The sequence below is a fragment of the Allobosea sp. 117 genome (assembly GCF_000702305.1).
Taxonomy (GTDB): Bacteria; Pseudomonadota; Alphaproteobacteria; order Rhizobiales; family Xanthobacteraceae; genus Ancylobacter.
Map to the genome: position 1 here is coordinate 254,135 of NZ_JNLC01000011.1, position 22,123 is coordinate 276,257.

Genomic DNA, 22,123 nt, shown 5'->3' on the forward strand with positions numbered 1-22,123 from the left:
CTGGTCAATTAAGTTAACCGGTTAACGGCGTCGGTAAATCGCCGGCGGCGTGTTGCATTTACCCTGTTGCATGAGCAGGCCGGGGTTAACGCGTCGATTCGCTTCCGTAATGATAAGGATCGGCACCGATCAGCCTCGGCGTGCCTGCGAGGCGAGCTGGAACAGAGCGCGCTCGGCGATGGCGGGGCCGAGGGTCGCGTTGCGGCGAGCCCCGAGCAGCGCGTCGTCCAGCGCCAGCAGCGCGGTGGTGAGGCGCCGCGCGGTCCAGGCCCGCAGCGCTCTTTCGACCAGCGGCTTGCGGCGGAAATGGATGGCCGGCCGCGCGCCCTCGATGGCGCGGTCCGCGCTGACGCCGGATTCGACCGAGAGGCGGAGCAGGTGCAGCGCCTGTCCGGCGCGCGCCACGGCGCCGAGCACCACATCCGGGCGCATGCCCTCGGCGAGCGCCTTGGCGAAGGCGCCGGCCATTTCCGGCGAGGCGCCGGCCAGCGCGGCGTCGGAGATCTCGTCCAGCGCGAGACTGGAGGCGTCGCCGACGATGGCGCGCACATGCTCGCCGGTCACGCGGGCCTCGCCGGTCGCATAGAGGATGAGTTTGGCGATCTCCCCGCGCGAGGCCAGCCGGTCGCCGCCGAGCAGGCCGGCGAGTTCGGCCCGGGCGTCGCGGTCGATGGAGAGGCCGGCCTCCGCCATCATGGTGTCGATCAGGCGGGCGATGTCGCGCTCGGTGTCGGCATAGCAGGCAATCGCCAGCGCATGCGGCGAGGCCTCGCAGAGATTGCGCAGCGGGGCGCCGCGCTTGAGGTCGCCGGCCTCGATGACGACCACCGCCTCCTCGGGCGGTGATTTCAGCAGCATTTCGACCGCCGGCACCAGATTCTTCGAGCCGGCGCGCAGCGAGACCACGCGGCGGCCGCCGAACAGGGCGACCGTGGCGGCCTCCTCGATCAGCCGGGCCGGGGCGGAGGCGATCTCGTCGCCGTCGAGGCGGATGAGGCCGAACGGATCGGTCGAGCCGGTCATCGCCTTGTCCAGGAAGGTGCGGGCGCGCTCGCGCACCAGCCCGCTATCCGGCCCGAACAGCAGCAGCACCGGCCGCAGCGGATCGATGCGCGAAAGCGCGGCGTCGACATCGCCTGGCCGGACCGCGACCATCCCTCAGCCCGTTGCCATCAGCTCGCTGCCATCAGCTCTTGGGAGCGCTCTTCTGCACGAAATAGGAGGAGAGCTGGGTACGGATCTGGTCCGCAACCACGGTGGCGGAGCGGTTCTGCGCGTCGCGGATCGCGCGATCGCGGGCGAAGCGCTGATAGCCGGCGTCGAGCGAGGCCTTGCCGAAGGCCGAGCCACCGGCGAGCTGCTTGCGCTCCTTGCCGGGGGCGGCGACCTCATAGAGCTGCCACCAGGCGCTGACGGTGACGAGGCCGACCTCGGAGAGGCCGGAGACCGAATCGACGATCGCCGCCTGCTTGCTCTCGGTCACCTGCATGACGAGCTGGTAGGGCACGCCGGACGGATTGCCGGCGCCGCCGGTGAGCGCGAAGATCAGGTCGTTGCGCACCTCGTTGCCGACCCGCCCGCCGACAAACAGCACCTCGATGTCGGCGAGTTCGGTGCGAAGCTGGCTGCCGCCGCCCGGCGTCGACTGGGCATACATGGGCTGGAAGCATCCGGCCGTCGACAGCGCGAGAAGACCAGCGCAGGCGAGACCGAACAGGCGGCGGGAGAGCGTGCGATCAGGCGACGACATTCACGATCCTCTGCGGAACCACGATGATACGCTTCGGCGGGCGCCCGTCGAGGGCCTTCACGACGACATCGAGCGCCAGCACCGCGTCCTCGACCTCGGCCGGGCTCGCGGCGACCGGCACGGTGATGTCGGCGCGGCGCTTGCCGTTGATCTGAATCGGCAGCGTAACGGTGTCCTCGACGAGGAGGCCAGGCTCGATCTCGGGCCAGGCCGCCTGCGCCGCAAGACTGTTCTCGCCCAGCGACGCCCAGCATTCCTCGGCGAGATGCGGCAGCATCGGGGTGATGGCCAGGGTGAGAAAACGCGCCGCCTCGCGCACCGCGAAGGCGAAGTCCGGTGCAACGTTCGGCGCCGACGTGCCGGCTCTGGCGGCGGTCAGCGCGTCCGCGAAGACGGTGACGAAGCTGTGCACGCGCGACACCGCCTTGTTGAAGTGCAGGCGGTCGATGTCGGCCTCCACATCGGCGGCGAGGCCATGGGCGGCACGGCGCAGCGCCGTCGATTCGGGGCCGAACCGGTCCGGCCGGGCAACCGGCGCGGGGGCGATCGCCAGCGCCTCTCCGATGAGGCGCCAGATGCGCTGCTGGAAGCGCCACGCGCCCTCGATGCCGGCGCTGGTCCATTCACGGTCGCGCTCGGGCGGCGTGTCGGAGAGCATGAACCAGCGCGCGCAGTCGACGCCATAGGTGTCGGCGACGATCTCCGGCGGCACCACGTTCTTCTTCGACTTCGACATCTTCTCCGGCGCGCCGATCGTCACCGGCTCGTCGGTGCCGAGCCGCACGGAGCTGCCGTCGGGGCGCTTCTCGACTTCCTCGGGGAACAGCCAGCGGTCGGCTGCGTCCTTGTAGGTCTCGTGGACGATCATGCCTTGCGTGAACAGCCCGGCGAAGGGCTCCTCGACGGAGACGAGGCCGAGCGTCTTCAGCGCGCGGATGAAGAAGCGCGAATAGAGCAGGTGCAGGATCGCGTGCTCGATGCCGCCGATATACTGATCGACGGGGAGCCAGTGGTCGGTGGCGCCCTTCTGCAGCGGCGCGGCGCCGGGCTCGGAGGCGAAGCGGGCGAAATACCAGGACGAATCCACGAAGGTGTCCATGGTGTCGGTCTCGCGCGTCGCCGGCTGGCCGCAGCGCGGGCAGGCGACGTGCTTCCAGGTCGGGTGCCGGTCGAGCGGATTGCCCGGCTGGTCGAAGGTGACATCCTCCGGCAGCCGCACGGGGAGCTGATCCTCCGGCACCGGCACGGCGCCGCAGGCGGCGCAGTGGATCACCGGGATCGGACAGCCCCAGTAGCGCTGGCGCGAAATGCCCCAGTCGCGCAGGCGGAAATTCACCGCCCGCTCGCCGACCGGCGCGCCGGCAAGCGTCTCGCCCTCGAGCCGGGCGGCCACCGCCTCCTTGGCGTCGGGAATGGAGAGCCCGTCGAGGAAGCCGGAATGGTAGAGCGTGCCCTCGCCGTCATAGGCGACGTCGCCGACCGCGAAGACGGCCGGGTCCGCGCCCGGCGGCAGCACCACCGGGGTGACCGGCAGGCCGTATTTGCGGGCGAAGTCGAGGTCGCGCTGGTCATGCGCCGGGCAGCCGAAGATGGCGCCGGTGCCGTATTCCATCAGCACGAAATTGGCCACATAGACCGGCAGATCCGGGCCGCCGAGCGGATGGCGGACGCGAAGACCGGTGTCGAAGCCCATCTTCTCCTGGGTCTCGATCTCGGCGGTCGAGGTGCCGCCGCGGCGGCATTCCTCGATGAAGGCCCTGAGATCGCCGTCGCGCGCGCCGAGCGTCTCGGCGAGCGGGTGGCCGGGCGAGAGCGCGATGAAGGAGGCGCCGAACAGCGTGTCGGGGCGGGTGGTGTAGACCTTGATCTCGGAGGGCAGACCTTCCGGCGCATCGGCGATCGCGAAGCGCACATGCAGGCCCTCGGAGCGGCCAATCCAGTTGCGCTGCATCAGCCGCACCTTGTCCGGCCAGCGCTCCAGCGTGTCGAGGCCGTCGAGCAGTTCCTGCGCCAGGGCGGTGATGCGGAAGAACCACTGGTTCAGCTTGCGCCGCTCGACGAGGGCGCCGGAGCGCCAGCCGCGCCCGTCGATCACCTGCTCATTGGCGAGCACGGTGTGGTCGACCGGGTCCCAGTTGACCTCGCTCTCCTTGCGGTCGACGAGGCCGGCTTCCAGGAATTTCAGGAAGATGCGCTGCTGCTCGCCGTAATAGGAGGGATCGCAGGTGGCGATCTCGCGCGACCAGTCGAGCGACAGGCCGAGCAGCTTGAGCTGCTCGCGCATGGTGGCGATGTTCTCGTAGGTCCACACGCCGGGATGGGTGTTGCGCTCGATGGCGGCATTCTCGGCCGGCAGGCCGAAGGCGTCCCAGCCCATCGGGTGAAGGACGTTGAAGCCCTTCATGCGCTTGAAGCGCGCGACGACGTCGCCCATCACATAGTTGCGGCCATGGCCGATATGGATGCGCCCCGACGGATAGGGGAACATCTCCAGCACGTAATATTTGGGGCGCGGGTCGTCGTTGCGCGTGCGGAAGATGCCGCGCTCGTCCCAGATCTTCTGCCAGCGCGGCTCGGCGTCGCGGGCATTGTAGCGTTCGGTGGTCATGGCGTGGATAGACGTCTCGTCGGCGGCCGTTGTCGCGGCGGACTAGGGCATGAAGTTGCGCGCCGGGTCAACCTTCGCCCACCCCTGTCGCGCTGCGGGGCTCAGCCGGCGCTGCGGCGGGGAACGTTGTGGCCGGGCGTCACCGTGCCGGCGCGGGCGGCGTTGCGGCCGGCCGCCTTGGCCGCGTAGAGCCCGGTATCGGCCGCCTGCATCAGGTCGAGGCGGTGCAGCGCGGCGTCGGAGGGCGAGCAGGCGGCATAGCCGATGCTCACCGTGACGCGGCCCTGCGCGTTGTCCTCGTGGCGGATGTCGAGGTTCTCGATCGTCACCCTGAGCCGGTTGGCGACGTCGGAGGCGACGTTGACGTCGGCGCCGGGCATCAGCACCGCGAATTCCTCGCCGCCGATGCGCGCCACGATGTCGCCGGAGCGCACGGAGGCGGCGAGCGCCGAGGCGACGCGGCGCAGGCAGGCATCGCCCTCGCCATGACCGTAGCGGTCGTTGAACTGCTTGAAGCTGTCGACGTCGACCATCAGCAAGGCGAGCGTGCCGGAGACGTCGCGCCAGCGATCGTCCAGCGCGCGGTCGAAGGCGCGCCGGTTCGGCACGCCGGTCAGCGGATCGCGGCTCGCCAGCGTGTCGAGCCGCCGGTTGGCGGCGCGCAGCGCGCTCTCGCGCTGGTTGAGCTGGCGCTCCATCGCCGTGAAGGCGTCGACCAGAGGCTCCAGCTCGACGATGCGGTTGGCCTTGGCGGGCGAAGGCCCGGTATCGGGGCGCTCGCTGCCGAAGCTCGCCAGCCGCTCCGCGAAATACCGGATCGGCTGCACCACCAGCCGCTCGCCGGCGAGCCACAGGCCGATGAAGATGAGCGAGCAGGCGGCGAGGAAGAATACCGCCGCGCGCCAGGTGGCGCGTTCGATCTGCGCCTTGGTCTGCGCCGCGTCGATGCCGACGGCGAGGCGCAGATTGTCCTCCGGCAGCCGGGTGAAGCCGAAGATGCGGGTCTCGCCGTCGGGCCCGACGGCGGTGAAGCTGCCGGCCGAGCGGCCGAGCATGGCGGCGCCCAGCGGCGTGCCGCTCAGGTTGCGTCCGACCATCGCGCTCGAGGCCTTGTCGGCCATCAGCAGCGTCCCTTCGGGATCGAGCATGAGCACGGCGGCGTCGAGATCGATCTCGGAGATCGCCGTGAGCGGGAAGAGAAGCTCCAGCTCGACGCGGGCGATCAGCAGGCCTTCGATATCGCCCTCATCGTTCACCGCGGGCTGCACCGCGAGCACGCTCGGCGCGCCGGTGAGCCGGTTGTGCACGACGCTCGACAGCACGAAGATGCCGCGCTGGGCGATGCGGACATATTCGCGGTCGGACAGGTCGAGCATCTGCGCCGCCGGATTGGTGGAGCAGACGACGATGCCGTCGGCGTCGGTCACGCTGAGCGAGCCGATCTCCGAGGTGAGCTCGGTGACCTGCTCCAGCCGCCCGCAGCTATCGGGCCGGGTGAGGAAGTCCCCCACATCGGGCGTGAGCGCCTGAAGGACGCCGCGCACCGTGCCGAGCGTCTGCCGATATTGCGACACGCCCCGGTCGGTGAGCTCGATGACATGCTGGCGGGCCAGCTCGAGCCGCTCGCCGCGCTCCGACCACAGGCTGGCGGCCCGCTCGCCGACCAGCAGGATCATGCCGAGCGCAACCAGGACGATCAGCCGCGTGCGCAGGCTGACACGCCGTCCCTTGCCCAGGAAGGCCGCGTCCGCGATGCGGCTGCCCGACTCCTTCACTTCGCAGAACCCTCGGACCGTTCAGGGGCTGTGTGCAGCGTCGCTCGCCTGCTCCCGCCGCATGGAGATCTTCTTATAGCTTCTTATAGCTTCCGTTAGGAAACCGAGATCGTCGCGGCACCCGCTTGCTCCGCCGGCCCGCGTTCCGCCGGTTTCCGATCATGTGGTTAACGCATTCTTATCAGGCGCCCGATGCAACCGCATCATAACCCGCCGCCGTGAACGCGATGAGGCAGAAGCCGTTGCCGAAGGGATCGGCCAATCCGGCGATGCTGCCCCAGACTTCGCGGCGCAGCGGCGATTCCAGAATAGCACCGGCCTCAAGCGCCCGCGCGAGCGCCGCCTCCACATCCTCGACCACAAGGTCGAGATGCACGGGCGTCCAATGCCGGTCATAACTGCGCACCGCTTCGCCGCCGGGCGTTGCCCTCGATCCGGCCGGCTTCACCAGCAGATAGACCCGCGCCGACGCACCGAGAAGCTCCAGCCCGCCTTCGCCGAAGCGGCGGCCTTCGGTGAAGGGGAAGGCCGCGAGATAGAAGCGGCGCGCCGCCTCGAAATCCGGGACGTCGATATTGACAAGCAGCTCCATTGCTTTCCATTGCCTCCGCATCGTTCCACACGTCCTCAGGAATCGTCGATGAGCGTCACCGAACGTCTCGCCGAGGTGCGCGAGCGCATCGCCCGGGCCTGCCGCGACGCCGGCCGGCCGGCCGGCTCGGTCGAGCTCGTCGCAGTCTCGAAGACCTTCGAGGCCGAGCACATTACCCCGGCTCTCGCCGCCGGCCAGCGCCTGTTCGGCGAGAACCGGGTGCAGGAGGCGAAGGCGAAATGGCCGGCGCTGAAGGAGGCCTGGCCGGGGGTCGAGCTGCATCTCATCGGGCCGCTGCAGACCAACAAGGTGCGCGAGGCGCTCGGCCTGTTCGACGTCATCCACACGCTCGACCGCCCCTCGCTTGCCGAGGCGCTGGCGAAGGAGATCGCGAAATCGGACCGGCCGTCGCCGCGCCTGCTCATACAGGTGAACACCGGCGAGGAGCCGCAGAAGGCGGGGATCGCGCCGCTGGAGGCCGACGCCTTCATCGACGCCTGCCGCGACGTCCACAAGCTCGCTGTCGAGGGGCTGATGTGCATTCCTCCCGCCGACGAGCCGGCCGCGCCGCATTTCGCGCTGCTGGCCAAGATCGCGAAGAAGCACGGGCTGGCGACGCTCTCCATGGGCATGAGCGGGGATTACGAGACCGCCATCGCGCTCGGCGCCACCCATGTGCGGGTCGGCAGCGCCATCTTCGGCACGCGCTGATTTCGTCTCAGCCGAAGCGGATCGGTGTGCGCGGCCCGATCTCCCTCAGAAGGCGGCGCAGATCGGCCGGGCGGAAGGCGACGCAGCCCTCGGTCGGCCCGAAGCCGGCCCGGGCGATGTGCAGGAACACGGCGGAGCCGCCGCGCGCCTTGCGCGGCCGGGTGTTGTGGTCGAGCACCACGACGAGGTCGTAGAGCCCGTCCGGGCGCCACATGCGTTCATGCGAGGCGGGGAAGGGCAGCGTGACGGCGCGGTTGTAGCGCCGGTCGGCCGGGTCGTCGCACCAGCCGTCATCGGCCCGCGTGCGGCGGGCCGGAAGCGCGGCGACGGGCCTGTGACCGTGATCGGCGCGCCAGCGCACCGCCACCGCGTGCCAGACGCCGGCCGGCGTGGCGCCGTCGCCCTCGCGCTTGCCGGCACGGATGCCGGACCGGCCGATCGCCACCGGAATCGCCCGCCCGCGCCACAGGAGAAGGCCGCGATGCCGCTCGCCGGGGCGCCGCACCACACGCGCGAAGCCGGGAGCCGGGCGGTGCCGGCCGGACCGATCGGAGGCGGGGGGCTTCTTATTCACGCGTTTTGCGTTCACGATCACGTCACGACTCCCGCATCGGCGCGTGCCGCCGGTGCGTGGTGCTTGCCGGAAGGGCTTGCCTTGCCTACTGCGGCAAGGGTGCGGATGTGATCCTATATCAGCGCCGGGGCGCCTTTCGGAAAGTAGAGTTAGGTTCAGGACGATACATATGGCGAACGCCCAACGGATTCTGGTCGTCGACGACGACGATGAACTGCGCGAGGCGCTGGTCGAGCAGCTCGACCTGCTCGACGAGTTCGAGACGGTATCGGCGCCGACGGCGCGGGCGGCGATCGACGAGGTCGCCGGCAGCCGCATCGATCTCGTGCTGATGGATGTCGGCCTGCCCGACATCGACGGGCGCGACGCGGTGCGCACCATGCGCGAGGCCGGGTTCAAGGCGCCGGTGATCATGCTGACCGGGCACGACACCGACAGCGACACCATCATGGGTCTCGATGCCGGCGCGAACGACTATGTGACGAAGCCGTTCCGCTTCGCGGTGCTGCTGGCGCGCATCCGCGCCCAGATGCGCTCGCACGAGGCGAGCGAGGACGCGGTGTTCACCATCGGCCCCTACACCTTCCGGCCGGGCGCCAAGATGCTGGTGACCGAGCGCAACTCGAAGATCCGCCTCACCGAGAAGGAAACGGCGATCCTGCGCTATCTCTACCGGGCCGGGAAGAAACCGGTGGCGCGCGAAATCCTGCTGCAGGAAGTATGGGGCTATAATTCCGGCGTCACCACCCATACGCTGGAGACCCATATCTACCGGCTGCGGCAGAAGATCGAGAAGGATCCCTCCCATCCCAATCTCCTCGCGACGGAGGCGGGCGGCTACAAACTGCTACCCTGACGGCATGGCGAATGATTCGCCATGTCCCGCATAGCCGCCCGTGCCCATGTCCATCGAAGACGATATCGCGCTGCTCGATCGCGTCCCGACGCTGAAGATGCTCGGGCTCGAGGCGCTGCGTATCATCGCCATCGGCGCGGAGAGCCGGGTGGTGCGCGGCGGCGACATCCTGTTCCGCGAGGGGCAGGAGGCGGATTCGGCCTATGTGGTGGTGAGCGGCAATTTCGCCCTCACCCGTGAGGACATGCCGCCCGAGGCGGGCCAGCCGCGGGCGGTGAATGTCGGGCCGGGCACGCTGCTCGGCGAGATGGCGCTGATCACCCAGACGCAGCGTCCCGCCACCGCGACGGCGACCGAGGTGTCGAGCGTGCTGCGCATCCCGCGCAGCATCTTCATGCGGACGGTGGAAAGCTATCCGGACGTCGCGCTGCGGCTTGCCCGCACGCTCAGCGAGCGGCTGACCACCACGCTGGACGATCTCGGCCGCGTGCGCATGCAGTTCGAATCGATCGAGCCGGTGGCGCGCCGGCTGCCGGAGGAGAGCGGGGACGAGCCGGAACCGGATTCCCCCGCCGATCCTGACGCGGATGCCGGCCCCGAGGGCGAGAGCGATACGCCGGACGAGACGAATTCGGGCTGAAGATCATGCTCGTCGTCACGCCCTCAGTTTCGCTCGGCGAGGACGAGATCGAGGAAAGCTTCGTGCGCGCCTCGGGTCCCGGCGGGCAGAACGTCAACAAGCTCTCGACCGCTGTCCAGCTTCGCTTTGACGTGCGCGGCTCGCCGAGCCTCGCCGAAGGGGTCAAGGCCCGGCTCTCATCGCTCGCCGGGCGGCGGCTGACCCGCGAGGGCGTGATCGTCATCGTCGCGCAGCGCTTCCGCACCCAGGAGCAGAACCGGCAGGACGCCCGCGAGCGTCTCGCCGAGCTGATCCGCCAGGCGCTGGTGGTGCCGGTGAAGCGACGCCCGACGCGCCCGACGCTCGGCTCGAAGCTGCGGCGCCTGGAGAGCAAGGCGCGGCGCTCCGGCGTCAAGGCGACGCGGCGCGAGAAGCCGGCCGGCGGCGAGGAGTGAGGCCGGCTCGGAGCCTGACCGAATGAACCCCGATCAGCCGATTCCCCCGGCGAAGAGCGGCACGGCGGGCGCCGCCATCGGCCGGCCGAGCAGATAGCCCTGCGCGTAGTCGCAGCCTTCCGCCGTCAGCATGGAGAGCTGCGAGGGGCGCTCGACGCCTTCGGCCACCGTCTTGATGCCGAGGCTGCGGGCGAAGCCGATGAGGCCGGCGACGAGGCCGGCGTCGTCCGGTTCGTCCTCCAGCCGGGCGATGTATTGCCGAGCTATCTTGACGCGGTTCACCTCGATCTGCCGCAGCAGCACCATGGAAGCCGTTCCGGCTCCGAAATTATCCAGCGCCACCGTCACGCCCAGCGCGGCGAGGCGCCGGAGCTCGGCGGCGGCTCCGCTGCCGGGGCCGAACTCGGTGCCTTCCGCGAGCTCGATCACCACCTGCGCCGGCTTCAGGCGCTGCGCCTCGATCCAGACGGCGAGGCTCTCGGCGAGCCCGCCCTGGCGGAGCTGCAGGTCCGAGACGTTGAGGGCGATCTCGCCGGGCGCATAGCCGCCGGCACGCCAGCCGAGCATATGGCGGCCGACATCGTCGAGCAGGCGCGCACTGAGCGCGCCGGCCAGCTCGGGGTCGTCGAAGGCGGCGGCGAAGCCGGCGGTCTCCAACAGGCCGCGCGTGGGATGCTCCCAGCGCATCAGCGCCTCGAAGCCGGCGATGCGCCCGCTCCTGAGCTCGAACACTGGCTGATAGTGCGGCGTCAGCCGGCTCGCCTCGAGCGCCTGACGCAGCTCCATGGCGAGCGGCGCCGCACGCTCGGTCGGCCCCGCCTCGCCCGGCGGGTCGCGCAACACGCGTTGCGGAAGGCTCATCTCGCTCGTCCCTCGTTGTCATGGGAGCGGCACGCCCTGGAGCATTTTCCGCGAAAGTCGATCGGCTTTCGCGATCGGAAAATGCTCCAGCCTTTGATGCGAGAGCACTTTCTCATCGATCGGGTGATCCCACCTGATCGGAAAGGGCTCCGGCGTGCCGGACCTGCAACCTACATCGTGACGGGGAGACGTTTCGGAGGGGTTGTCGAACGGCGTTGACGCCCGCTCAACGGGCAGGGCGCAATTGGAGACAAAAGCAGCGAAAATCCGACGGATATGCCGTCCGAAGACAGGCGTCAGGCAGGTTGCGGCGTGGCGCCGCCGGGCGTGCGCCCCTGCGCGCCGACCCAGTGGTCGATGAAGGCGTCGAGCCAGAGCCGCACCCGGCCGTCATGCAGCAGGCGGTCGATGAAATGGGCCTGGCGCGGCCTCGCGCCGGGCAGGTTCATCCGTTCGCTGCCGCGCGTGGTCCAGCGGCACATCATGTGATGCGTGACCTCGGGGTGGAACTGGATGCCGTAGGCGGCCGGACCATAGCGGAAGGCCTGGTTGGGGAAGGCCTCGCCCTCGGCGAGGAGCTGCGCCCCGGCGGGCAGCTCGAAGCCCTCGCGATGCCAGTGATAGACATGGTCGGGCCAGAGCGAGCCGTTGCCCTCGGCATCGGCTCCTTCGTCCGCGCCGTTGCGCCCGGCGAACAGCCCGGTGCCGGCGACGGTGGGGCGGATCGGATAGTAGCCGATCTCCACCAGCCCCTCGGGATGCGGCTCGACGCGGGCGCCGAGATGGCGCGCCAGCATCTGCGCGCCGAGGCAGATGCCGAGATAGGGCTTGCCGGATTTCAGCGCGACGCCGATCCAGTCGATCTCGGCGCGCACATAGTCGTGGCAGTCATTGGCGCTCTGCGGCCCGCCGAAGATGATGGCGCCGGCGTGCTGGTCCAGCGTCTCCGGCAGCGGGTCGCCGAGGCAGGGGCGGCGCACGTCGAGCCGGAAGCCACGCTCGACCAGACGCAGCCCCACCCGTCCGGGCGAGGAGTGCTCCTGGTGAAGCACGATCAGGATCGAGGACGACATTTTTCTCCGGCGGCTTCGCGCGGACGGGCCCATGCCGCGCCGCACCATAATTCAAAACTACATGGATTCGCGGTGGTTTCAAGGCACCCGGCGGGCCGTCGGGCGGCCGTGCGGCCCGATTTTTTCTTGTGTCGGTGAAACGTGCCGTGCCGGCGGCGGCCTCAGGCCTCGCCATCCGCCTCAGGCTTCGCCGTCGGCTTCGTGGGCGTCGCGCACCTTCTTGCGGAGCTGCACACGATCGCGCGAGGAGACGCCGAGAAGCTCGGCGGCGCGCCAGACCAGATTGTCCTCGAACTCGGTCAGCCCGCCATCGGCATAGGCGACCTCGAACATCATCTCCACCATGCGCCGGCGACCGTCGTCGTCGAGGGCGCGGTTCAGCACGCTGGTGAAGGCATAGAGGTCGACCGCCTCGGCATCGCGGGCGACCCCGGCCTCGAGCAGCGTGTCGGCCTCCTCGGCGGTCAGGTCGAAGCGATGGGCGAGGATGCGGCGCAGCTTCTCCATCTCGTCGGCGCCGATCACCCCGTCGATGGTGACGACATGGACCAGCAGCGCCGCGGCGGCCAGCCGGTAGTCGTTCTCGGCGAAGACGGCCTCGCGCTGCCCGCCGGCGATCTCGGCAATGAAGTCGGTCAAGGCGCGCAGCATGCGGCTCCCTCGGACGGCGCGGACGGATGTCGAGGCCGCGGACGACAGGCGTGCACCACGGCCAGGATCGTCGTTATCCGAAAGCGTGAGCAGTCGCAACATGCCGGACCGGGAGGCGATTCCGACCCGATCGGGTGCTTCAGGAAAAATGCCCCGGCGGTGGGTACCGCCGGGGCAGTGTCGAGCACGGACGAGAGCCTTCGCCCGCGCTCATTCCAGATAGTCGGCGTGCCGGGCGACATGGTCGGCGAGGCCGAGCGCGTGGCTGCGCACCAGCGCCTCCGCCCGCTCGGTGTCGCGCGCCTCCAGCGCCTGGATGATGGCGAGATGGTCCTGGATGGAGCGGATCACCCGGTCCTCCTCGCCGATCGTCTTGCGGCGGATCATGCGCATGTGGGTGAACAGGTTCTCGGCGAGGCTGACGAGCACGCCGTTGCCGCCCATGGCGATGATGGTCTGGTGAAAGTGGATGTTGATCTCGGAATATTCGTCGAGCTTGGCGTGCAGGGTGCCGTCCTCGAAGGTGGTGAACATCTGCCGGAGCCGGCCGATCTCCTCATCCGAGGAATGCAGGGTGATGAGGCGGGCGGCGAGGCTCTCCAGCGCCGCCCAGACCTGGATCATCTCGATCACCTCGCGCCTGGTCTTGCGCACCACATAGATGCCGCGGCGCGGCACCGAGTGGACGAAGCCCTCGCGCTCGAGCTGCGCCATCGCCTCGCGCACCGGGGTGCGGCTGACGCCCAGGCTCTGGGCGAGCTGTCGCTCGTCGAGGCGGACCTCGTGCGGCTGGTCGTAGATGTTCAGCGAGACGATGACCTCCTTGAGCGCGCTATAGGCGCGGTTCTTGAAGGTCGAGGTGTCCTCCAGCGGCGCGACGGACAGCTTGGAGGCGCCCGGCGCGCGCCGGACGGTGGCGTCGATGCTCATCATGCGGCCTCCTTGCGGCGTCCCCGGGCGGGGATGCCGGCGGCGGTGTGGCCGGTGAGGGCGTGGCCGGTGGCGAGGGACAGGGCGGCCGCGGCCGCAGCGGAGGAAGTCAGGGCGACGGCGGGCATCTTCGGCCTCAGCGCGGTCGCGGTGGCGGGGCAGATCATTGGCGTAGCCTCCCGATCCGGAGCGTTATGTGAACGGCGCCTCGCGCCGGCCGGTCGCCTCATGGCCTGTTCGGCGTCCGACCGGCGCGGGTGGCGCCCGCGTCTTCCGAATGCCCGAGCTCCGCTCTCCGCTTGCGTGGGAGGGATCGGGTGAGGGTGCGGCCTGCGCCGCATCCTCACCGGGCCGGCGACCGGACCGTGGTGAGCGGGGCCGGTCGATCTTGAGGTCCGCCGCGCCCATTCGGAGGCGGCGGACCCTGTGGTGGGGCGTGCCGTCCCGCTCAGGCGGGCTGGGCGACGCGGAAGCGGGCGATCGCGCCGGAGATCAGCGTCCAGAAGCCGGCGACGAGGCCGAGCGCCATGATCGTGGACACCAGCGGGTTCGACCAGAACACCGAGATGGAGCCGCCCGAGCCGAGCAGCGACTGGCGGAACGCCTCCTCGGCGCTGTCGCCGAGCACGATGGCGAGCACCAGCGGCGCCAGCGGGTAGCTGGTCTTCTTCAGCACGTAGCCGATCACGCCGAACACCAGCATCATCACCACGTCGAACACGTTGTTGTTCACCGTGTAGGCGCCGATCGCGCAGATCACCAGGATCACCGGGGCGATGATCGAGAAGGGGATGCGCAGGATCGCGGCGAACAGCGGAACGGTGGTGAGGACCACGAACAGGCCGACGAGGTTGCCGAGATACATGGAGGCGATCAGGCCCCACACGAACTCCTTCTGCTCGACGAACAGCATCGGGCCGGGCTGCAGGCCCCAGATCAACAGGCCGCCGAGCAGCACCGCGGCGGTGGGCGAACCCGGAACGCCGAGGGCGAGCATGGGCAGCAGCGCCGAGGTGCCGGCGGCATGCGCGGCGGTCTCGGGGGCGACCACGCCCTCGATCTCGCCATTGCCGAAGTTCTTGCCGTTCTTCGACACCCGCTTGGCGATGCCGTAGGCCATGAAGGAGGCCGGGGTGGCGCCCGCCGGGGTGATGCCCATCCAGCAGCCGATGATGCAGGAGCGGATCGAGGTCGCCCAATACTTCGGCAGGGTGGCCCAGGTGCGCAGCACGACCTTGGCGTCGATCTTCGCTGCCTTGCCGCGGAACTCGAGGCCTTCCTCCATGGTCAGCAGGATCTCGCCGATGCCGAACAGGCCGATGACCGCGATGAGGAAGTCGAAGCCGTTCAGCAGCTCCTCGAAGCCGAAGGTGAGGCGCAACTGGCCAGTGACCATGTCGAGGCCGACGGCGGCGAGCGCGAAGCCGATCATCATCGAGACGATGGTCTTGGCCGGCGGCTCCTTGCTCATGCCGATGAAGGAGCAGAAGGCCAGGAAGTAGACCGCGAACTTCTCCGCCGGGCCGAACTGCAGCGCGAAGCTGGCGACCAGCGGGGCGACCAGCGTGATCATGATGATGGCGACGAAGGCGCCGACGAAGGAGGAGGTGAAGGCCGCGGTGAGCGCCTCGCCCGCCTTGCCCTGCCGCGCCATCGGGTGGCCGTCGAAGGTGGTGGCCACCGACCACGGCTCGCCGGGGATGTTGAACAGCACCGAGGTGATGGCGCCGCCGAACAGCGCGCCCCAGTAGATGCAGGACAAAAGGATGATCGCCGAGGTCGGCGACATCGAGAAGGTGAGCGGCAGCAGGATCGCGACGCCGTTGGCGCCGCCGAGGCCCGGCAGCACGCCGATGATCACGCCGAGCAGGATGCCCACCACCATCAGCAGCAGGTTGAACGGGTCGCCGGCGATGTAGAACCCGTGCCAGAGATTGAGAAAATTATCTAACATGGCGCTTTCCCTCGGGTGCCGGTCTCGCCGCGCTTGTCGCCGGCCCGCACCCTCGTTTTCCGGATTGGCGTGGCGTCACAGGCCCAGCAGGGCTTCGATCGGACCCTTCGGAAGCGGAATGAGGAACCACTTCTCGAAGACGAGGTAGAAGGCGGCCGGCACGCCGAGGGCGATGGCGGCGGTGAGCCCCCAGCCATATTTGCCGAGCCATTTCATGAAGACGGTGATCAGCAGGATCGAGGGAAGGTAGATGCCGAGCGGCTCCACCGCGAGGCAGTAGAGCGTGGTCGGCACCAGCACCTTCAGCACCTGGCCGAGCTGGCCCCATTCGGCGAAGAGTACGCGCGGGTCCTCGCGCAGCGCGCTGAGCAGGTTGATCAGGCTGCAGCCGACGATGATGAGGCCGACATAGAAGGGGAAAAACCCGGCCTGCGGGCCGTCGGCGCCCCAGCCGAAGCCGACCTTCCAGCTTCCATAGACGACAATGAGACCGAACAGCAGCGTCAGAAGCGCGGTGCCGAGCTCGACGCTGCGCTGGGACGGCCCCGAGCCCGCGGCGCCGTGGGGAGCTTCTTCCATCACCTTATCTCCGAAAATCCGCGCAAGGGGCCGGTCGCCGGGATTCCCCGCCGCCATGGCGCTCACGCAAGCTCATGATCAGGGGTTCCGTTTCGCCGGAACCGTTTCGCGGGATCCTTCGGGCGCCACGCCTCGCGGGCGCCGGAGCGGATCGGAAACCCCGCGGCGGGAGTCCCGCCGCGGGGATAGACGGTGCCGCCTCCAGGCGGACCTCAGTTGGCGGCGGCGATGAAGCCGGCTTCCTGCATCAGCGCCTTGTGGTTCTTCTCGGCACCCTCGACCCACGCCTTGAACTCAGGCCCGGCCATGAAGGTCTGGTTGAAGGCGCCGTCCTTCATGAGCTGCTGCCATTCGGGGGTCTCGCGCACCTTCTTGAACAGGGTGACGAAGTAGTCGACCTGCTCCTGCGAGACGCCCGGGGGCATGAAGATGCCGCGGAGCATTAGGTATTCGACGTCGACGCCGGCCGACTTGCAGGTCGGGATCGAGGACCAGGACAGGTCGCCCTGAATCTTGTCGGTGTAGGGCAGCGTCTTCTCGTCGAACACGCAGAGCGGGCGCACCTTGTCGCCGCGCCACTGGGAGACGGCCTCGATCGGGTTGTTGACGGTGGAGTCGACATGGCCGCCGACGAGCTGCACCGCGACCTCGCCGCCGCCCTTGTAGGGGATGTAGGTCAGCTTCTTGCCGATCGCCTTCTCGAGGGCGACGGTGATGATCTGGTCTTCCTGCTTGGAGCCGGTGCCGCCCATCTTGAAGGTGCCGTCCGGCGCGGCCTTGACGGCGGCGACATAGTCCTGGGCGGTCTTGTAGGGCTTCTCAGCGTTCACCCAGAGCACGAACTCGTCGAGCGCCAGCATGGCGACCGGGGTCAGGTCCTTCCAGTTGAAGGGAATGCCGGTGGCGAGCGGGGTGGTGAACAGGTTCGAGAGCGTGATGACGATCTTGTGCGGATTGGCCTTCGAGTTCTTCACGTCGAGGAAGCCTTCGCCGCCGGCGCCGCCCGACTTGTTGATGACGATGAGCTGCGTCGGCATCAGGCTGTGCTTGGCGATGATGCCCTGGAGCGTGCGGGCCATCTGATCGGCGCCGCCGCCGGTGCCGGCCGGCACGATGAACTCGACCGGCTTGGTCGGTTCCCAGGCCGCGGCCGGGTTCAGCGACAGGAGGGACATGCCCAGGGCGGCCGCCGCGCCGAGGCCGAAGGCGTGCAGGTGTTTCATCTAGCGTTTCCTTCCCAAAGGGGTTTGGCGAGTTGCCGCTCTTTTGAATGTCGGCATTTGTTGTGAGCAATAAGCCGCCCTCGCGCCGGCAATACCGTAGCGAATGACGTTTCCACCCAATCTCACGCAACCGTTTGGTCGGCTGCATCGATTATTATGTAGAATAAGGTGTACCAAGAATTGGTCGCTGCCAAGTATTAATTCCAAAGTGGAATTGTGCGACGCAAGGTAAGTCCTTGTGTCATATCACCATTTTCTGGCATTTGAGATGCCAGCCTTGGCATGCATAATAATGCATTACAGTATACCCCATGCTGTATTAAATAAGCCGTTGAATCCGAACCCTTTTCCCTTGGCATACGGTAGACGGGATGGCGGTCTCGGACCGCTGCGGTGGGTGCCCTGGCCGTGTGGCGACAGCTTCGGCGCCTCGAACGATCGACGCCGTGAATACTTCGCGTACAAATAGATCGCCGTTTCCGGCCATGTAAGCCGGCTTGATGCGGCAGTTGACGCTGCGTTGCAGCATCGAATTTTTCCAAAACCGCCCGCCCTTCCCGGTTTCGGCGAGGAGCGAGGCGACCTCTGTCGCGATCCGGAATCGTTTTTGCTAGAAGATCGGGGCGGCCGGAGGCGGCGCTCTGCTCCGCAGGCCGCCAGCGTCAGGGCAGCGCCCGCCGTCATCGAGGCGGCCGGGCGATCGAGGGAGACCCGTTCGACATGACCAGCCGCGTAATTCCGGTGGCGCCTTTCGTGCTTACCGTGTTCGGTGCCACCGGCGACCTGGCGCGCCGCAAGCTGATTCCGGCGCTGTTTCATCGCGATCTCGCCGGGCAGCTACCGGCGGAGGCGAGCATCGTCGGCGTGTCGCGGCGCGTGTTCACCGACGACGAGTTCCGCGCCTTCGCCCGGCAGGCGCTGGTGGACCATGTGCCGGCCAGCGAAATGCAGGGGCCGGAGATCGACCGGTTCCTGGCGCGCCTCCATTATGTGCCGGTCGAGGCCGAGGCGGAGCAGGGCTGGCTGGAGCTCGCCGGCATGCTCTCGCAGCAGGCCGAGGGCATCCGCGTCTTCTACCTCGCCACCGCGCCGCAGCTCTTCGGGCCGATCTGCGAGCGGCTCGGCAAATACGGGCTCTCCGAGAACGGCGCGCGGGTGGTCATCGAGAAGCCGATCGGCAAGGACCTCGCCTCGGCGCTGAAGCTCAACCAGCAGGTCGGGCGCATCTTCCCGGAGGACCGCGTCTACCGCATCGACCACTATCTCGGTAAGGAGACCGTCCAGAACCTGATGGCGCTGCGCTTCGCCAACGCGCTGTTCGAGCCGCTGTGGAACAACGCGCATATCGACCATGTGCAGATCACTGTCGCCGAGAGCCTCGGCGTCGAGGAGCGCGCCGGCTATTACGACACGGCGGGCGCCCTGCGCGACATGGTGCAGAACCACATCCTGCAATTGCTCTGCCTGGTCGCCATGGAGCCGCCCTCCTCGCTCGACGCGGATGCGGTGCGCGACGAGAAGCTGAAGGTGCTGCGCGCGCTGAAGCCCGTCGACGAGCACAATGTCGCCGCCGTCACCGTGCGCGGGCAGTATCGCGCCGGCGCCTCGGCCGGCGGCGCGGTGCCGGGCTATCTCGAGGAGCTCGGCTCCAACCGCAGCCAGACCGAGACCTTCGTCGCCGTGAAGGCGGAGGTCGAGAACTGGCGCTGGGCCGGCGTGCCCTTCTATCTGCGCACCGGCAAGCGGCTCGCCTCGCGCGTCTCGGAGATCGTCGTCGCCTTCCGGCCGGTGCCGCATTCGGTGTTCGGCGAGAGCGTCGGGCCGATCGATCCGAACCGCCTCGTCATCCGCCTGCAGCCCGACGAGGGCGTGAAGCTGTGGCTGATGATCAAGGACCCCGGCCCCGGCGGCATCCGCCTCTCGCACGTGCCGCTCGACATGAGCTTCGCCAAGGCGTTCAAGGTGCGCAATCCGGACGCCTATGAGCGCCTGATCCTCGACGTGGTGCGGGGCAACCAGACGCTGTTCATGCGGCGCGACGAGGTGGAGGCGGCCTGGCGCTGGGTCGATCCGATCCTCGACGCCTGGCGCAACGAGAAGGACCCGCCGCGCCCCTACACCGCCGGCACCTGGGGTCCGTCCGCCTCGATCGCCCTGATCGAGCGCGACGGCCGCACGTGGCTGGAAGACGGCGCATGAGGGTTCATGCGCCTGTGGCTCGAGGACGGGGCGTCCGGGTGCCTGCGTGCTTCGAGGCCGGCCTGCGGCCGGCACCTCGAAGGATGCTCCCACTCGCACCCCGGTCCGGAGCGGGTCGCCAATGACCGCGCCGCCCTTCCATGCCTTCGACGACGGCCTGGCGCTCGCCGAGGGGCTGGCCGGCTTCGTAGCCGTGGCGCTGGAGGCGCGGCTCGCGCGGGACGGCTATGCCAGCCTCGCGGTGTCGGGCGGGCGTACGCCGGTGCGCTTCCTCAACGCGCTGGCGCAGAAGCCGCTCGACTGGGGCAAGGTCGGCATCACGCTGGTCGACGAGCGCTGGGTGCGCGAGACCTCGGACCGTTCCAACGCCGCGCTGGTGCGCGCGCACCTGCTCACAGGTCCGGCCGCCGCCGCCCGCTTCGTGCCGCTCGCGAATGACGCGCCGACGCCGGAGGACGGGCTGTTCGCGGTGAACGAGGCACTGGAGGAGTTGTCATGGCCGCTCGCCTGCGCGGTGCTCGGCATGGGTGATGACGGCCACACCGCCTCCTTCTTTCCGGGCGGCGACCGGCTGGCCGACGCGCTCGATCCTGCGGCGAGCCTCGGCCTCATCCCGATGCGCGCGCCGGGTGCCGGCGAGCCGCGCATCACGCTGACTCTGCCGGTGCTGCTGGCGGCCGACGCCCTGGCGCTCCATATCGAGGGAGCGGGAAAGCGCACCGTGCTCGATGCGGCGCTCGCCGGCGACGATGTCATGGAAATGCCGGTGCGCGCGGTGCTCGGCGCCGCGCGGCCGCCTGAGATTTTCTGGTGTCCCTGATCCGTCAGGACGCCACCGTCTTTTGCCCGTTCAAGCCAGGAGGTGCCCATGGCCGCCCCAGCCCCGTCCCAGCATGTCAATGCCCGCGTCGCGGAGGTGACGGAGCGCATCGCCCGGCGTTCGCATGACAGCCGCGCACGCTATCTCGACCGCATCGCGGCCGCTGCCGAGAAGGGGCCAAGCCGCGCCAAGCTCGGCTGCGCCAACCAGGCGCATGGATTTGCCGCCTGCGGGCCTTCCGACAAGGCGATGCTGCGCGAGGGGCCCGGCGCCAACCTCGCCATCGTCACCGCCTATAACGACATGCTTTCCGCCCACCAGCCCTATGAGCGCTATCCGGAGCTGATCCGCGCGGCGGCGCGGGCGGCGGGGGGCGTCGCTCAGGTTGCCGGCGGCGTGCCGGCGATGTGCGATGGCGTGACGCAAGGCGAGGCGGGCATGGAGCTGTCGCTGTTCTCGCGCGACGTCATCGCGCTGGCGACCGCCGTGGCGCTGTCGCACCAGACCTTCGATTCCGCCGTCTTCCTCGGCATCTGCGACAAGATCGTGCCAGGCCTCGTCATCGGCGCGCTCTCTTTCGGCCATCTGCCGGCGGTGTTCGTGCCGGCGGGGCCGATGACCTCGGGCCTGCCGAACGACGAGAAGGCGAAGATCCGCCAGCTCTTCGCCGAGGGAAAGGTAGGCAGGGACGCCTTGCTCGAGGCCGAGTCGCTCTCGTATCACGGGCCGGGTACCTGCACCTTCTACGGCACCGCCAACACCAACCAGATGATGATGGAGATCATGGGCCTGCATCTGCCCGGCGCCTCCTTCGTCAACCCCAACACGCCGCTGCGTGAGGCGCTGACCACGGCGGCCGCCGAGCGGGCGATGGCGATCACCGCGCTGGGCAACGACTACACGCCGGTCGGCCGCATGCTGGACGAGAAGGCCTTCGTGAACGGCATCGTCGGGCTGCACGCCACCGGCGGCTCGACCAACCACACGCTGCATGTGGTGGCCATGGCGGCGGCCGGCGGCATCAAGCTGACCTGGGACGACTTCTCCGACCTTGCCGACGTCACGCCGCTGCTGTGCCGCGTCTATCCGAACGGCAAGGCGGACGTGAACCATTTCCATGCCGCCGGCGGCATGGCCTTCGTCATCCGCGAGCTGCTCGGCGACGGGCTGCTGCACGGCGATGTCGAGACGGTGTGGGGCGGCGGGCTCGACGCCTATACCAAGGAGCCGGTGCTCAACGACGGCGCGCTGAGCTGGCGCGACGGCACCGCGACGAGCGGCGACGAAGCGGTGCTGCGCGGCGCGGCCCAGCCCTTCCAGCCGACCGGCGGCCTCAAGCTGCTCTCCGGCGACCTCGGCCGGGCGGTGATCAAGACCTCCGCCATCGCCAGCGAGCGCCACGTCATCGAGGCGCCGGCGCGCATCTTCCATTCCCAGGAGGAGCTGCAGAAGGCCTTCAAGGCGGGCGATCTCAGGGGCGATTTCGTCGCGGTGGTGCGCTTCCAGGGGCCGAAGGCCAACGGCATGCCGGAGCTGCACAAGCTGATGCCGCCGCTCGGCGTGCTGCAGGATCGCGGCAACAAGGTCGCGCTGGTGACCGACGGGCGGCTTTCCGGCGCCTCCGGCAAGGTGCCGGCCGCCATCCATGTGACGCCCGAGGCGGCCGATGGCGGGCCGATCGCGCTGATCCGCGAGGGCGACATCGTGAGGGTCGACGCGGTCGCCGGCACGCTGACCGTGAAGGTCGATCCGGCGGAATGGGCGGCGCGCTCGCCCGTCACCGCCGATCTCTCGGCGAGCCATGCCGGCGTCGGGCGCGAGCTGTTCGGCGCCTTCCGCGCCGCGGTCGGCACGGCGGATAGCGGGGCGACGATCTTCGCGGTGGCGTGAGGG

21 protein-coding genes are annotated in these 22,123 nt (G+C 69.0%); 7 read left to right on the forward strand and 14 right to left on the reverse strand.

From position 1 onward, the window contains the following. Positions 1-129: 129 nt before the first annotated feature. The 5 genes from holA to U742_RS0107920 all read right to left on the reverse strand — a co-directional run bounded on the left by holA (position 130) and on the right by U742_RS0107920 (position 6,725). Positions 130-1,155: a DNA polymerase III subunit delta gene (gene holA, locus U742_RS0107900; RefSeq protein ID WP_029351773.1), complete on the reverse strand. Its 1,026-nt coding sequence runs from the start codon at positions 1,153-1,155 to the stop codon at positions 130-132. 31 nt (positions 1,156-1,186) lie between these two features. After that, positions 1,187-1,750 carry a hypothetical protein gene (locus tag U742_RS0107905; RefSeq protein ID WP_038360886.1) on the reverse strand — a complete coding sequence of 188 codons (564 nt, stop codon included), beginning with the start codon at positions 1,748-1,750 and terminating at the stop codon, positions 1,187-1,189. After that, positions 1,737-4,358 carry a leucine--tRNA ligase gene (gene leuS / locus U742_RS0107910; RefSeq protein WP_029351776.1) on the reverse strand — a complete coding sequence of 874 codons (2,622 nt, stop codon included), beginning with the start codon at positions 4,356-4,358 and terminating at the stop codon, positions 1,737-1,739. The genes U742_RS0107905 and leuS overlap by 14 nt, the downstream gene beginning before the upstream one ends. A gap of 101 nt (positions 4,359-4,459) precedes the next feature. Continuing rightward, positions 4,460-6,133, reverse strand: a complete 1,674-nt coding sequence (locus U742_RS0107915; protein WP_029351779.1) for a sensor domain-containing diguanylate cyclase — start codon at positions 6,131-6,133, stop codon at positions 4,460-4,462. Between the two features lie 181 nt (positions 6,134-6,314). Next, positions 6,315-6,725 (reverse strand): VOC family protein, encoded by a 411-nt coding sequence (locus U742_RS0107920; RefSeq protein WP_029351780.1) that lies wholly within the window; start codon positions 6,723-6,725, stop codon positions 6,315-6,317. A gap of 48 nt (positions 6,726-6,773) precedes the next feature. Between U742_RS0107920 and U742_RS0107925 the strand changes: the two genes are divergently transcribed. Next, the gene (locus tag U742_RS0107925; RefSeq protein WP_029351782.1) at positions 6,774-7,436 is read left to right on the forward strand and encodes a YggS family pyridoxal phosphate-dependent enzyme; all 663 of its coding nucleotides are present in this window, start codon (positions 6,774-6,776) and stop codon (positions 7,434-7,436) included. 7 nt (positions 7,437-7,443) lie between these two features. On the opposite strand, the gene U742_RS0107930 is transcribed toward U742_RS0107925, so the two are convergent. Continuing rightward, the gene (locus U742_RS0107930; protein WP_248310304.1) at positions 7,444-8,010 is read right to left on the reverse strand and encodes a L,D-transpeptidase family protein; all 567 of its coding nucleotides are present in this window, start codon (positions 8,008-8,010) and stop codon (positions 7,444-7,446) included. Positions 8,011-8,179: 169 nt separating this feature from the next. Here U742_RS0107930 and U742_RS0107935 point away from each other — a divergent pair, with 169 nt between their 5' ends. The 3 genes from U742_RS0107935 to arfB are packed head-to-tail and all read left to right on the forward strand — an operon-like array spanning position 8,180 to position 9,940. After that, the gene (locus U742_RS0107935) at positions 8,180-8,866 is read left to right on the forward strand and encodes a response regulator transcription factor (RefSeq protein WP_029351786.1); all 687 of its coding nucleotides are present in this window, start codon (positions 8,180-8,182) and stop codon (positions 8,864-8,866) included. A gap of 46 nt (positions 8,867-8,912) precedes the next feature. Beyond that, on the forward strand, positions 8,913-9,506 hold the full coding sequence (locus U742_RS0107940) for a cyclic nucleotide-binding domain-containing protein (protein WP_081852887.1): 594 nt from the start codon (positions 8,913-8,915) through the stop codon (positions 9,504-9,506). 5 nt (positions 9,507-9,511) lie between these two features. Next, on the forward strand, positions 9,512-9,940 hold the full coding sequence (arfB, locus tag U742_RS0107945) for an alternative ribosome rescue aminoacyl-tRNA hydrolase ArfB (RefSeq protein WP_029351791.1): 429 nt from the start codon (positions 9,512-9,514) through the stop codon (positions 9,938-9,940). A gap of 33 nt (positions 9,941-9,973) precedes the next feature. Here arfB and U742_RS0107950 read toward each other — a convergent pair whose 3' ends face one another. The 8 genes from U742_RS0107950 to U742_RS0107985 form a co-directional block, all read right to left on the reverse strand. Beyond that, positions 9,974-10,801, reverse strand: a complete 828-nt coding sequence (locus tag U742_RS0107950; protein ID WP_029351793.1) for an EAL domain-containing protein — start codon at positions 10,799-10,801, stop codon at positions 9,974-9,976. A gap of 296 nt (positions 10,802-11,097) precedes the next feature. Then, entirely contained in the window at positions 11,098-11,907 is an 810-nt protein-coding gene (locus U742_RS0107955; RefSeq protein WP_156034166.1) for a glutamine amidotransferase, read from the reverse strand. A 147-nt stretch (positions 11,908-12,054) separates the two neighbouring features. Beyond that, positions 12,055-12,525: a tellurite resistance TerB family protein gene (locus U742_RS0107960; RefSeq protein WP_029351796.1), complete on the reverse strand. Its 471-nt coding sequence runs from the start codon at positions 12,523-12,525 to the stop codon at positions 12,055-12,057. Between the two features lie 210 nt (positions 12,526-12,735). Continuing rightward, positions 12,736-13,458 carry a GntR family transcriptional regulator gene (locus U742_RS0107965; protein WP_029351798.1) on the reverse strand — a complete coding sequence of 241 codons (723 nt, stop codon included), beginning with the start codon at positions 13,456-13,458 and terminating at the stop codon, positions 12,736-12,738. Next, a complete protein-coding gene (locus U742_RS23170) occupies positions 13,455-13,622 on the reverse strand; it encodes a hypothetical protein (RefSeq protein ID WP_156034167.1) in 168 nt (55 codons plus the stop codon). Before U742_RS23170 ends, U742_RS0107965 begins: the two co-directional genes overlap by 4 nt. 281 nt (positions 13,623-13,903) lie before the next feature. Continuing rightward, the gene (locus tag U742_RS0107975) at positions 13,904-15,409 is read right to left on the reverse strand and encodes a tripartite tricarboxylate transporter permease (protein WP_029351800.1); all 1,506 of its coding nucleotides are present in this window, start codon (positions 15,407-15,409) and stop codon (positions 13,904-13,906) included. A 75-nt stretch (positions 15,410-15,484) separates the two neighbouring features. Then, positions 15,485-15,988: a tripartite tricarboxylate transporter TctB family protein gene (locus tag U742_RS0107980; RefSeq protein WP_029351802.1), complete on the reverse strand. Its 504-nt coding sequence runs from the start codon at positions 15,986-15,988 to the stop codon at positions 15,485-15,487. A 212-nt stretch (positions 15,989-16,200) separates the two neighbouring features. Beyond that, positions 16,201-17,211 carry a Bug family tripartite tricarboxylate transporter substrate binding protein gene (locus U742_RS0107985; RefSeq protein WP_029351804.1) on the reverse strand — a complete coding sequence of 337 codons (1,011 nt, stop codon included), beginning with the start codon at positions 17,209-17,211 and terminating at the stop codon, positions 16,201-16,203. A 720-nt stretch (positions 17,212-17,931) separates the two neighbouring features. On the opposite strand from U742_RS0107985, the gene zwf reads away from it, so the two are divergent. The 3 genes from zwf (at position 17,932) to edd (ending at position 22,120) form a co-directional block, all read left to right on the forward strand. Next, complete coding sequence (gene zwf, locus U742_RS0107990; protein WP_029351806.1) at positions 17,932-19,410, forward strand: glucose-6-phosphate dehydrogenase; 1,479 nt, start codon at positions 17,932-17,934, stop codon at positions 19,408-19,410. A gap of 121 nt (positions 19,411-19,531) precedes the next feature. Beyond that, positions 19,532-20,230 (forward strand): 6-phosphogluconolactonase, encoded by a 699-nt coding sequence (pgl, locus tag U742_RS0107995; RefSeq protein ID WP_029351808.1) that lies wholly within the window; start codon positions 19,532-19,534, stop codon positions 20,228-20,230. Between the two features lie 48 nt (positions 20,231-20,278). Continuing rightward, positions 20,279-22,120, forward strand: coding sequence for a phosphogluconate dehydratase (gene edd / locus U742_RS0108000; RefSeq protein ID WP_029351810.1), 1,842 nt, complete (start codon positions 20,279-20,281; stop codon positions 22,118-22,120). Positions 22,121-22,123: the final 3 nt, after the last annotated feature.